The following is an 11,958-nucleotide window of genomic DNA, read 5'->3' on the forward strand; positions in this document are numbered from 1 at the left end:
CGCAGGCCGGCGTGGCGGGGGGCAGTCAGTGTGCGTCGACCGACATGCTGCGGATGAACTTGCGCAGGAACTGCTCGCAGGCGGCGAGCTGCGCGAGTTCGACATACTCGTTCGGCTTGTGCGCCTGTTCGATGTTGCCGGGCCCGCACACGATGCTCGGAATGCCCGCGCGTTCGAACAGGCCGGCCTCGGTGCCGTATGCGACCTTGCGCTTGTCCTGGTCGGCCGTCAGCGCGCGCACGAGCTGCGTGATCGCGGCCTGTTCGGTCGCATCGAGCCCGGGTGCGGCGGCGATCTTCGAGAACTCGATCGCCGCGTTCGGATGCTCGCGACGCATCTGCGGCAGCAGCGTTTCCTGCGCATACGCTTCGATGCGGGTGAAGATCTGCTCGGGATCGAGCGTCGGCAGGTTGCGGAACTCGAAGTCGAACCGGCATTCCGCCGGCACCGTGTTGATCGCGTTGCCGCCCTGGATCGTGCTCGTCTGCGCGGTCGTGAACGGTACGTCGTACAGCTCGTCGAACGGGCCCTCGGCGCGGAAGCGCTCGGCGATGTCGCGGATGTGGCAGATGAGGCGCGCCGCGTATTCGATCGCGTTCAGGCCCTTCGGCGTCAGCGACGAGTGCGCCGCGTGGCCGCGCACGCAGCAGCGGTACGCGTTGATGCCCTTGTGCGCGATGATCGGGCGCATGCTGGTCGGCTCTCCGACGATGCAGCCGGACGGCTTCACGCCGCGCTTGACGAGATCGGCGATCAGAAGCGGTGCGCCCGCGCAGCCGATTTCCTCGTCGTAGGACAGCGCGAAATGGATCGGCTTCGCGAGCTTCGTCGCCTGCATCTCCGGCAGCAGCGCGAGCGCCGCGCCGATGAAGCCTTTCATGTCGCACGTGCCGCGGCCGTACAGGCGGCCGTCGCGCAGCTCCGGAGCGAACGGGTTGCTGTCCCACTGCTGGCCGTCGACCGGCACGACGTCGGTGTGCCCCGACAGCACGATGCCGCCGTCGGTCGAGCCGTCGTGCGCGGGCACGGTCGCGAACAGGTTGGCCCAGCCTTCGCGCGGATCGTGCGTGAGCGTCGACACGATGCCCTTCGCGGCCAGTGCGTCGCGCACCGTTTCAATCAGGCCGAGGTTCGGCACGCGGCTCGTCGTGTCCATCGACACCAGCTGCTTGATCCAGGGCAGGCTGACGAGCGAAGCGTCGCCTTGGGTTGCGGCGGACGGCGCCGGCGCGTCGAGAGTGGACATGGCAAAACTCCGTCTGATGAATGGGAAAATCATACTCAAAAACGCGTTCGCCCGCCTTCGCCGGCCGCGATGCGGTGCAGCATCGCGGCCATGCCGTCAGCGTGCCGCGCTCGCCGTGTCCGCGCGCGGTGCGAGTGCGCGCAGCGTCTCCTTGATCGTCGACACGCGGATCGCGAGGTCGGGCGAGCGCGTCTCGATGCGCAGCTTGTCCTGGCCCGCGAGCTTGATGTGCCGATGTTTCTGCACCATCTCGATGATCCGCATCGGATCGATCGGCGGGTTCGGCTCGAACTGCAGCCCGATCGCCGCCTCGCTCGCGTCGATCTTGACGATGCCGAGCGGCTTCGCGGCCAGCCGCAGCCGGTGCGTCTCGACGAGCGCGTGCGCCTGCGGCGGCAGCTTGCCGAAGCGGTCGATCAGCTCTTCCTGGATGCCGTCGATCGCGTCGCCGTGTTCGCAGTTCGCGAGACGCTTGTACAGCGACAGCCGCTCCTGCACGTCCGCGCAGTAATCGGCCGGCAGGATCGCGGGCGCGTGCAGGTTGATTTCCGTCGTCGCGGCGAGCGGGGCGGTGAGGTCGGGCTCCTTGCCGTTCTTCAGCGCCTTCACCGCGTCATTCAGCATGTCGGTGTAAAGCTGGAAGCCGATCTCGTGGATCTCGCCCGACTGCTTGTCGCCGAGCACCTCGCCGGTGCCGCGGATCTCGAGATCGTGCATCGCGAGATAGAAGCCCGAACCGAGTTCCTCCATCTGCTGGATCGCCTCGAGCCGGCGCTGCGCCTGCTTGGTCAGCGACTGCGGGTCGTGGACCAGCAGGTAGGCATACGCCTGGTGATGCGAACGGCCGACCCGGCCGCGCAACTGGTGCAGCTGCGCGAGGCCGAACTTGTCCGAGCGATGCATGATGATCGTGTTCGCGCTCGGCACGTCGATGCCGGTCTCGATGATGGTCGTGCACAGCAGCACGTTCGCGCGCTGCGCGACGAAATCGCGCATCACGCGTTCGAGTTCGCGCTCGTGCATCTGGCCGTGTGCGATCACGATGCGCGCCTCGGGCACGAGTTCCTCGAGCATCGCCTTGCGGTTCTCGATCGTCTCGACCTCGTTGTGCAGGAAGTACACCTGGCCGCCGCGCTTCAGTTCGCGCAGCATCGCCTCGCGGATCACGCTTTCTTCCTCGCGGCGCACGAAGGTCTTGATCGCGAGCCGCTTTTGCGGCGCGGTCGCGATCACCGAGAAATCGCGCAGCCCCTCGAGCGCCATCCCGAGCGTGCGCGGGATCGGCGTCGCGGTCAGCGTCAGCACGTCGACCTCCGCGCGCAGCGCCTTCAGCGCTTCCTTCTGGCGCACGCCGAAGCGGTGTTCCTCGTCGATGATGACGAGGCCGAGGCGCTTGAACTGCACGTCCGACGACAGCAGCTTGTGCGTGCCGATCACGATGTCGACGCTGCCTTCGTTGATCTGCGCGATCGCCGCGTTCACTTCCTTCGCGGTCTTGAAACGCGACAGCTCGACGATGCGCACCGGCCAGTCCGCGAAACGGTCGGCGAAGGTCTGCGTGTGCTGCTCGGCGAGCAGCGTGGTCGGCGACAGCAGCGCGACCTGCTTGCCGCCCATCACCGCGATGAACGCGGCGCGCAGCGCGACCTCGGTCTTGCCGAAGCCGACGTCGCCGCACACGAGGCGGTCCATCGGCTTGCCGCTCGTCATGTCGCCGATCACGGCCGCGATCGCCGCGGCCTGGTCGGGCGTTTCCTCGAAGCCGAAGCTTTCCGCGAACTTCACGTAGTCGCGCGGCTCGAGCGCGAACGCATGGCCTTCGCGGGCCGCGCGGCGCGCATACAGGTTCAACAGCTCGGCGGCCGTGTCGCGGATCTGCTGTGCGGCCTTGCGCTTCGCGCGCTCCCACTGGCCCGAGCCGAGCGCGTGCAGCGGCGCGCTGTCGGGATCGGCGCCGCTGTATCGCGAGATCACGTGCAGTTGCGCGACCGGCACGTAGAGCTTGCTCTCGCCCGCGTATTCGAGATGCAGGAATTCGGTCTCGCCTTCGCCGAGATCCATCGACACGAGGCCCATATAGCGGCCGATGCCGTGCTGCGCATGCACGACCGGATCGCCGACCTTCAGCTCCGACAGGTCGCGCACCATCGCATCGACGTTGCTCGCCTGTTCCTGGCGGCGGCGCCCGGCGCGGCGGCCGAGCGCACCGTACAGCTCGGTTTCGGTGACGATCGCGTAGCCTTCGCCCGGCACCGCGAAGCCGCTCGCGAGCGGCGCGACGCCGAGCGCAAAGGGCGCGTCGCTTTCGAGCCAGCCTGCGAAGTGGTCGTTCGACGCGGGGCGCAGGTGATGCTCGGCGAGCAGTTGCAGGATCGTTTCGCGGCGGCCGGCCGATTCGACCGTCAGCAGCACGCGCTTGCCCGACGATTCGACGAACGTGCGCAGCGCGGCGAGCGGATCGTCCGCATGACGATCGACCGTGAGCTCGGGCAGGCCCGTCGCCCAGCCGCCGGCCGGCTGCGCGGGCAGCACGACGCGCGCGAACGGCTTCGCGAACGCGAAGAAATCCTCGTCGGACAGGAACAGGCGCTGCGGCTCGAGGATCGGCCGCTCGCGATCGTGTGCGAGGAACGCATGACGCTGCTTCGTATCGGCCGTGAAGCGTCGGATCGACGCTTCGAGGTCGCCGGTGAACACGAGGTGCGCATCCTGCGGCAGGTAGTGGAACAGCGTGGCCGTCTCGTCGAAGAAGAGGGGCAGGTAATACTCGATGCCGGCCGACGGCACGCCGTTGCCGATGTCCTTGTAGATCGGCGCGCGGCTCGGGTCGCCTTCGAAGGTTTCGCGCCAGCGGCTGCGGAAGGCCGTGCGCGCGGCTTCGTCGAACGGAAACTCGCGGCCGGGCAGGAGGCGCACGTCGCGCACCGGATAGAGGCTGCGTTGCGTATCGGGATCGAACGCACGGATCGAGTCGACCTGGTCGTCGAACAGGTCGATCCGGTAGGGCAGCGGCGAGCCCATCGGGTACAGGTCGAGCAGCGAGCCGCGCACGCAGTATTCGCCGGGGCGCACGACCTGGCTCACGTGCTCGTAGCCGGCCAGCGTGAGCTGCGCCTTCAGTTTTGCCTCGTCGAGCCGCTCGCCCTGCGCGAACGCGAACGTATATGCGGCCATGAACGATGCGGGCGGCATCCGGTACAGCGCCGTGGTCGCGGGCACCAGCAGGATGTCGCAGCGGCCCTCGCCGAGGTCGTGCAGCGTCGCGAGGCGCTCGGAGACGAGATCCTGGTGCGGCGAGAACGTGTCGTATGGCAGCGTTTCCCAGTCCGGCAGCAGGCGCACGCGCGCGTCGGGCGAGAAATAGCGGAGTTCCTGCGACAGCCGCTGCGCGTCGACCGCGTTCGCGCAGATCACCGCGAGGAGCGGGACCGCGTCGCGGTTGTCGGCGAGATAGCGGGCGATGGCGAGTGCGTCGGCGGAGCCGTGCGCGCCGTCGAAGGCGAACCGCTGGCCCGGTTTGACGCGGGCGACGGGCGAGGCGAACGGGGTGGAAGCGTTGTCTGGCATAGGGACGGCAGGGGTGGCGGGCACGGGCGCATCGCGGTGCGCCGGTCGAGACGAAAGACCTATTATAAAATCCGCTTCTCGATTTCATCTTTCCGGCGTTTCCCCTTCGTGACTCCCCGACTTTTCGCCCTGATTCCTTGCGCCGGCACAGGCAGCCGTTCCGGCTCTGCCGTGCCGAAGCAATACCGCACGCTGGCCGGCCGCGCGCTCCTGCATTACACGCTCGCCGCGTTCGACGCGTGCAGCGAATTCGCGCAGACGCTCGTCGTCCTCGCACCCGACGACACGCACTTCGACGCGCGCCGCTTCGCGGGCCTGCGTTTCGCGGTGCGCCGCTGCGGCGGCGGCTCGCGGCAGGCGTCGGTGCTCAATGGGCTGCTCGAGCTGGCCGAATTCGGCGCGACCGACCAGGACTGGGTGCTGGTGCACGACGCCGCGCGCCCGGGCATCACGCCGGAGCTGATCCGCACGCTGGTCGCAACGCTGAAGGACGACCCGGTCGGCGGCATCGTCGCGCTGCCGGTGGCCGATACGCTCAAGCGCGTGCCGGCCGGCGGCGACGCGATCGCGCGCACCGAATCGCGCGACGCGCTGTGGCAGGCGCAGACGCCGCAGATGTTCCGCATCGGCATGCTGCGCGACGCGATCCTGCGCGCGCAGCGCGAAGGGCACGACCTGACCGACGAGGCCAGCGCGATCGAATGGGCCGGCCATACGCCGCGCGTCGTGCAGGGCAGCCTGCGCAACTTCAAGGTCACGTACCCGGAAGATTTCGCGCTTGCGGAAGCGATCCTCGCGCGCTCCACGAACGCTTCCTGACTTTCACCTCATCTCAACCGGAATACGCATGGATTTCAGAATCGGACAAGGCTACGACGTGCACCAGCTCGTCGCGGGGCGCCCCCTCATCATCGGCGGCGTGACGATTCCGTACGAGCGCGGCCTGCTCGGTCATTCGGACGCGGACGTGCTGCTGCACGCGATCACCGACGCGCTGTTCGGCGCGGCGGCGCTGGGCGACATCGGCCGCCATTTCTCCGACACCGACGCGGCGTTCAAGGGCGCGGACAGCCGCGTGCTGCTGCGCGAGTGCGTCGCCCGCGTGAAGGCGGCCGGCTTCGCGATCCAGAACGTCGACAGCACGGTGATCGCGCAGGCGCCGAAGCTCGCGCCGCACATCGACGGGATGCGAGCGAACATCGCGGCCGATCTCGGGCTGCCGCTCGAGCGCGTGAACGTGAAGGCGAAGACCAACGAGAAGCTCGGCTATCTCGGCCGTGGCGAGGGCATCGAGGCGCAGGCCGCCGCGTTGCTGGTGAAGCAGGGCGCGTGAGCGTCTGAAGCCGATCCGACGCGGCGCGCCGGTCGCGCCGCCGGAATGAAAAATGCCACGCGCTTGCGTGGCATTTTCGTTTTGCGGTGCGGTGCCGCGCGCATGGCCGCCGCAGTGCACCGCGCTGCCGCTTGCGCGACGGCTTATTCGCCTTCGGCGGCGATCACCTGTGCGGCGGCGTTGATCACCGACGCGATACGGCCGACGTCGCGCAGCTGCGTCGTCGTCATGCCTTGCTCGTTCTTCAGCAGCGCATAGTGCGACTTCACGCAGAAGTGGCACTTGCCGACGATCGATGCGGCGAGCGCGTACATCTCGAACCTGCGCTTGTCGACGCCGCCGTGCGACGCATACGCGCCCATCCGCAGCTCGGCGCGCTGCGTCTTCAGGTCGGCGTCGTCGGCCATCTCGACATACGGATACCAGGTGTTGTTCATCCCCATCAGCGCGGCCGCCGTCAGCACGGCGTTCGTCTCTTCGGGCGACAGCACGCCGGCTTCGCGGATCGTCTTCACGAGCACGGTGCTCTTTGCCGCGACCGCCGCCGCCAGCGCGACGCCGACTGCATCGGTGCCTTCGAGCGACGAGCGCGAGATCGTGCCGTCGAGGTTCAGGCGAATGTCCTTCGCGTAGTCGGGGATACGTGCCTTAATCGAGTCGATGAATTCCATTGATATCTCCTATGGGTTGGCCGTTAAAAAAGCCCGCAGGCAGGACGTGCGCCGCGGGCTTCGTGCATCGATGCGCTTACAGCGTTGCGCCGCCGACTGCGCGGTTGCACGGGCACAGTTCGTCCGTTTGCAGGCCGTCCAGAATGCGCAGGACTTCTTCCGGGCTACGGCCGACGTTCAGGTTGTTCACCGAAACGTGCTGGATCGTGTTGTCCGGATCGACGATGAACGTCGCGCGCAGGGCCACGCCGGCTTCCTTGTCGCGCACGCCGAGTTGGTCGATCAGCTCGCCCTTGACGTCGCCGAACGAGTAGTGGTTCAGCTTGTTCAGGTCCTTGTGCTCACGGCGCCATGCGAGCTTCACGAATTCGTTGTCCGAGCTGCCGCCGAGCAGGACGGCGTCGCGCTCTTCGAACTGCTTCGTCAGCTTCGCGAACTCGACGATTTCCGTCGGGCACACGAACGTGAAATCCTTCGGATAGAAGTAGATGATCTTCCACTTGCCCGGGAACGACGCTTCGGTGACGGTCTCGAACGCCGACTGGCCGTTTTCCTCGTGATTGTTGAAGCCCGGCTTCGCGGCTACGACGGTGAATGCTTCGAGTTTATCGCCCACGGTTTTCATGCGGATACTCCTGTATGAGTTGGGAAGAAGACTGAGTCAAGCTACCTCGGTGCTGCAACGTTGGTGTGACAGCATGGGCAGGACTATAACACTATTAACAAAACGCTTCAATAGATTTTGGCTAACGATCCCCATAGTTTTTTTCAACCGCGCCGATAGTGTGACGCGCAAGAAGCGTGCGCGAACGCGTCACGCCGTCGCACGCGCCTTGCCGGCGCCGGGAAATTCGAGGGTGACTTCGAGGCCCGCTTCGGGGCTGCGGTTGCGCAGGCGCAGCGCGCCGCGATAGCGGCCGACCAGGCGCAGCACGATCGCCATGCCGAGCCCCGTGCCGTCCGCCTTGGTGCGCGCCGTGTCGACACGGTAGAACGGCCGCATCACGAGCGGCAATTGGTCCTCGGGGATGCCGGGGCCCTCGTCGCTCACCGACAGCTCGACGCGCGCGTGCGTCACGCGCGTCTCGAGCGTGATGCGCGATACGCCGTCGTCGCGGCTCTGGCCGTATTTGCGCGCGTTCTCGACGAGGTTGCCGATCACGCGGCGCATGTCGGTCTCGTCGGCTTCGATCACGGCGGTCGCCGCGAGCCGCGTGCGGATCTCGACGCCGTCCTCGCCCGCCACGCGCGCGGCGACTTCCTGCGCGATCGACGACAGGTCGACGGGCTCGGGCTTGCGTTGCGACGGGCGCGCGTAATCGATGAAGGCCGCGATGATGCGGTCCATCTGCTCGATGTCGTCGACCATCGCGTCCTTGGTCGCCTGGTCGGACGGGCTCATCTCGGTCTCGAGGCGCAGCCGCGCGAGCGGCGTGCGGAGGTCGTGCGAGATGCCCGCGAGCATCAGCGCACGGTCGGCCTCGAGCTGTTCGAGATCGCGCACCATCTGGTTGAAGCTGCGGTTGGTCTCGGCCGCGACGCCCATCCCGCGCTCGGGCAGCAGCTCGGGCGTCTGGCCCGAGCCGATCTGCCGCGCGGCGAGCGCCAGCCGCGAGAACGGCCGGTTCACGAGACTCGTGATGAACGCCGAGCCGAACAGCGACAGCGCGAGCGCGAACAGGCCCCAGCCGGCCCACTGCAGGCCGGTGACGCTGTCGAGCTGGTCGCGGTCGAGCGCGACCCAGTAGTCGTCGTCGTCGATCTTGAAACTGATCCACACGCCCGGGATGTCGTTGACCGACTGCGCGATCACGGTGTCGTCGCCGAGACGGCTGCGGATGTCGTGTTCGATCAGGCGGTTCAGCGATTCGTCGGGCTGCAGCTTGAACTTGTCGGTTTTTTCGCGCGGGTACACGCGCACGCCCTCGTTGCTCTCGAGATCCTGCAGCAGCGCGCGCCGCAAATCGGGATCGGAATAGAGCAGGGCGGTGCGCGTGAGCTTCACGATCGCGACGAGCTGGAGCGCGACGCGCTGCGCGCGCGGCTCGCGCTCGATCACGCGAAAGCTCTGAAACCACGCGGCGAGACTGACCGAGATCAGCAACGCGATCAGCAGGAAGGTGCGCCAGAACAGCCCGCCGAACGCGAGCTGCAGGAGGCGCCGGTCGATACGCATGGGACGGGCCGAGGACGGGCGAAACCGGAAAGGAGAAAGATCAGGCGGCGCCGTCCGGAATGAACACGTAGCCGAGGCCCCAGACGGTCTGGATGAAGCGCGGGCTGCCCGGATCAGGCTCGATCAGCTTGCGCAGGCGCGAGATCTGCACGTCGAGGCTGCGGTCGAACACTTCGTATTCACGGCCGCGCGCGAGCTCCATCAGCTTTTCGCGCGACAGCGGCTGGCGCGGATGACGCGCGAACACCTTCAGCACCGAGAATTCGCCGGTCGTCAGCGGAATTTCCTGGCCGGACTTCGTCAGCGTGCGCGTCGCGAGGTTCAGCGAGAACTCGCCGAACTCGAACACCTCGGTGGTTTCCGACGGCGCGCCCGGCAGCTCGGCCGGCGCCTGGCGGCGCAGCACCGCGTGAATGCGCGCGACGAGTTCGCGCGGATTGAACGGCTTCGGCAGGTAGTCGTCGGCGCCCATCTCGAGGCCGACGATGCGATCGACGTCCTCGCCCTTCGCGGTGAGCATGATGATCGGCGTGCGGTCGTTGCTGCCGCGCAGGCGGCGGCAGATCGACAGGCCGTCCTCGCCCGGCAGCATCAGGTCGAGCACGAGCAGGTCGAAGCGCTCGCGCACCCAGAGCTTGTTCATCGCGGTCGCGTTTTCCGCGACGTACACGTTGAAACCCTGCTCGCCGAGATAGCGGCGCAGCAGATCGCGCAGGCGCGGGTCGTCGTCGACGACGAGAATCTTGGAGGGGTTTTTCGTTTCCATGAGCGGCATCTTATCGCGAATGGGAAATTACGCACGGTCGCGTATTTTCGCGCGTTACAGTCCGTTACAAAATTTACCCGTAGTGTCGCGCGGAGTAAAGGCAGGCTATAGAGATTCCTTTACTCGAAGCCGAAATTCGGTAGATACTCCCCTGCACTCCATCTTTCATCTTTGTACGCCCGAATTCCGCAGGGTTTTTCAAGTACCAGAGGTAACCGGTTGCCGCGTGACGAAGGGAACAAATCGACCAAAGAAGCGAGGACGGTCATGCGATCTGCCCGGATTGCACTGATGCTGACGATCGCACTTGCCGGTCCATATGCGTCGAACTTCGCGTATGCGCAGCGCCCCGAGCAGGGCGCCTCGTCGCGCAAGCTGCCGCGCGGCAAAGCGCCGCAGCCCGACCGCGCCGCCGACATGGCGGTCCGTTCCGCCGTGCCTCCCGATCTCGAACAGCGACGCCGCGACGGGCACATGACGCCCGAGGAGCGCCACCTGTTGCGCCAGCACATCGAGGACGCCGTTCGCGAGCTGTACAAGCGCTGATCCGCACGCGCCCACGCGCGGCGCGGAAAGATTCCGTAGCAATTTTTCCGTCAACTTTCGGATGCCTGCTGCCGTTGTACCGGCATCCGCACCGCCGGTGCGTTCCGGGAGTCCACGACGATGAAAGCGAACGCTGCCGCCCCGGCATCGCCCGCGATGCAGGCGCCGCTCGACGCCGACGATGCGCTGTTCTTCCTGAGCCGCACCGGCTTTTCTCCCGCACCGGCCGAGGTCGCCCGCATCGTCGGGATGACGCGCGCGCAAGTCGTGGCCGACACGCTCGGCAACGTGCGTCGCGACCCCGTGACGCCCTGGCCCGACTGGCTCGCCGAGTTGCCGCCGACCCGCGCGCAGCGCCAGGCGCTGACGCCCGACATGCGGCGCGACGAGCAGGGCGAGCGCAATCGCTGCTACGATGCGTTGCGTGCGGCGTGGGTCAACGAGATGGTCGTGACGCCGTCGCCGCTCACCGAGCGCATGACGCTGTTCTGGCACGGGCATTTCACGTCCGGGCAGGATAAGGTCCCGTATCCGCAGACGATGGCTGCGCAGAATGCGCTGTTTCGCCGCGAGGCGCTCGGCAACTTCGGCACGCTCCTGCATGCGGTCGCGAAGGATCCGGCGATGCTTCAGTATCTCGACGGCGCGAGCAACCGCAAGGGCCGTCCGAACGAGAACTTCGCGCGCGAGGTGATGGAGCTGTTTACGCTCGGCGAAGGGCATTACACGCAGCACGACGTCACCGAGGCCGCGCGCGCGATGACCGGCTGGAGCGTCGATCCCGATACGCTGCGCTTCGTGGTGCGGCCCGAATGGCACGACGCGGGCGACAAGACGATACTCGGCGAGACCGGTGCGTTAGACGGCGACGGCTTTCTCGACATCCTGTTGAAGCGGCCCGACACCGCACGCTTCATCGCCGGCAAGCTGTGGCGCGAGTTCGTATCCGATACGCCCGACGCCGGCGCGCTCGATGTCGTCGCCGAACGGTTTCGCGCGAGCGGCTACGACATACGCGCGGCGCTCGCCGCGCTCTGGTCGACCGACGAATTCTGGGATCCACGCAATCGCGGCGTGCTCGTGAAGTCGCCGGCCGAGTTCGTCGTCGGATCGGTGCGGTTGTTCGACGTCGCATACGGCGATCCTCAGATGCTCGCGAACACCGTGCGCACGCTCGGGCAGAACCTGTTCTATCCGCCGAACGTGAAGGGCTGGCCCGGTGGTGCGATGTGGATCAACAGCACGACGCTGCTTGCGCGCAAGCAGTTCGTCGAGCAACTGTTCCGCGCGACCGAGACCGCCGGCATGCGGGCGCCGGCGCATGCAATGGCGGCACCGTCGCCGAATAATGCGCACGCGATACCGGTTGCCGACGCCGCGTCGGTTGCCGGCATGCGCGGCGCGCCGGCCCGGCCCGCGCGCGGCGGCCTGCGATTCGACCTCGAACGCTGGCTTGCGCAGTATCGTGCGCGGCCGCAGTCGATTGCCGGACTGTCGACCGAGCTTCAACTGCAGCACGCGGTGCTGCCGGTGTCGCCGGTCGCGGCCATCGATACGGACTCGACCGGCAGCGCGTATCTCGAGGCGCTGCTGATGGATCCGGCCTATCAACTGAAATGACCGAAACGACGATGAACAGGTGCGCTGCCGCGG

10 protein-coding genes are annotated in these 11,958 nt (G+C 67.0%); 4 read left to right on the forward strand and 6 right to left on the reverse strand.

Annotation, left to right across the window (positions count from 1 at the left end; all coding sequences use genetic code 11):
• Positions 1-25 precede the first annotated feature (25 nt).
• Both argE and mfd read right to left on the reverse strand, forming a co-directional pair.
• Positions 26-1,246, reverse strand: coding sequence for an acetylornithine deacetylase (gene argE / locus WS87_RS07970; RefSeq protein ID WP_059817678.1), 1,221 nt, complete (start codon positions 1,244-1,246; stop codon positions 26-28).
• A 96-nt stretch (positions 1,247-1,342) separates the two neighbouring features.
• On the reverse strand, positions 1,343-4,813 hold the full coding sequence (mfd, locus tag WS87_RS07975) for a transcription-repair coupling factor (RefSeq protein WP_059817675.1): 3,471 nt from the start codon (positions 4,811-4,813) through the stop codon (positions 1,343-1,345).
• Positions 4,814-4,921: 108 nt separating this feature from the next.
• Between mfd and ispD the strand changes: the two genes are divergently transcribed.
• Positions 4,922-5,632: a 2-C-methyl-D-erythritol 4-phosphate cytidylyltransferase gene (gene ispD, locus WS87_RS07980; protein ID WP_059693491.1), complete on the forward strand. Its 711-nt coding sequence runs from the start codon at positions 4,922-4,924 to the stop codon at positions 5,630-5,632.
• Between the two features lie 28 nt (positions 5,633-5,660).
• A complete protein-coding gene (ispF, locus tag WS87_RS07985) occupies positions 5,661-6,146 on the forward strand; it encodes a 2-C-methyl-D-erythritol 2,4-cyclodiphosphate synthase (RefSeq protein WP_059817673.1) in 486 nt (161 codons plus the stop codon).
• 143 nt (positions 6,147-6,289) lie between these two features.
• Here the strand turns inward: ispF and WS87_RS07990 are convergent, their stop codons facing one another.
• The 4 genes from WS87_RS07990 to ompR all read right to left on the reverse strand — a co-directional run bounded on the left by WS87_RS07990 (position 6,290) and on the right by ompR (position 9,768).
• Positions 6,290-6,817: a carboxymuconolactone decarboxylase family protein gene (locus WS87_RS07990; RefSeq protein WP_044843722.1), complete on the reverse strand. Its 528-nt coding sequence runs from the start codon at positions 6,815-6,817 to the stop codon at positions 6,290-6,292.
• Between the two features lie 76 nt (positions 6,818-6,893).
• Entirely contained in the window at positions 6,894-7,442 is a 549-nt protein-coding gene (locus WS87_RS07995) for a peroxiredoxin (protein WP_031399305.1), read from the reverse strand.
• A 189-nt stretch (positions 7,443-7,631) separates the two neighbouring features.
• On the reverse strand, positions 7,632-8,993 hold the full coding sequence (locus WS87_RS08000; RefSeq protein WP_059693488.1) for an ATP-binding protein: 1,362 nt from the start codon (positions 8,991-8,993) through the stop codon (positions 7,632-7,634).
• Positions 8,994-9,033: 40 nt separating this feature from the next.
• Positions 9,034-9,768: an osmolarity response regulator transcription factor OmpR gene (gene ompR / locus WS87_RS08005; RefSeq protein ID WP_004192636.1), complete on the reverse strand. Its 735-nt coding sequence runs from the start codon at positions 9,766-9,768 to the stop codon at positions 9,034-9,036.
• Positions 9,769-10,026: 258 nt separating this feature from the next.
• Between ompR and WS87_RS08015 the strand changes: the two genes are divergently transcribed.
• Both WS87_RS08015 and WS87_RS08020 read left to right on the forward strand, forming a co-directional pair.
• Positions 10,027-10,305, forward strand: a complete 279-nt coding sequence (locus WS87_RS08015) for a hypothetical protein (RefSeq protein WP_059529638.1) — start codon at positions 10,027-10,029, stop codon at positions 10,303-10,305.
• 120 nt (positions 10,306-10,425) lie between these two features.
• Positions 10,426-11,925 carry a DUF1800 domain-containing protein gene (locus tag WS87_RS08020; protein ID WP_059817671.1) on the forward strand — a complete coding sequence of 500 codons (1,500 nt, stop codon included), beginning with the start codon at positions 10,426-10,428 and terminating at the stop codon, positions 11,923-11,925.
• Positions 11,926-11,958 lie beyond the last annotated feature (33 nt).

The sequence above is a fragment of the Burkholderia sp. MSMB0856 genome (assembly GCF_001524645.2).
GTDB lineage: Bacteria > Pseudomonadota > Gammaproteobacteria > Burkholderiales > Burkholderiaceae > Burkholderia > Burkholderia diffusa.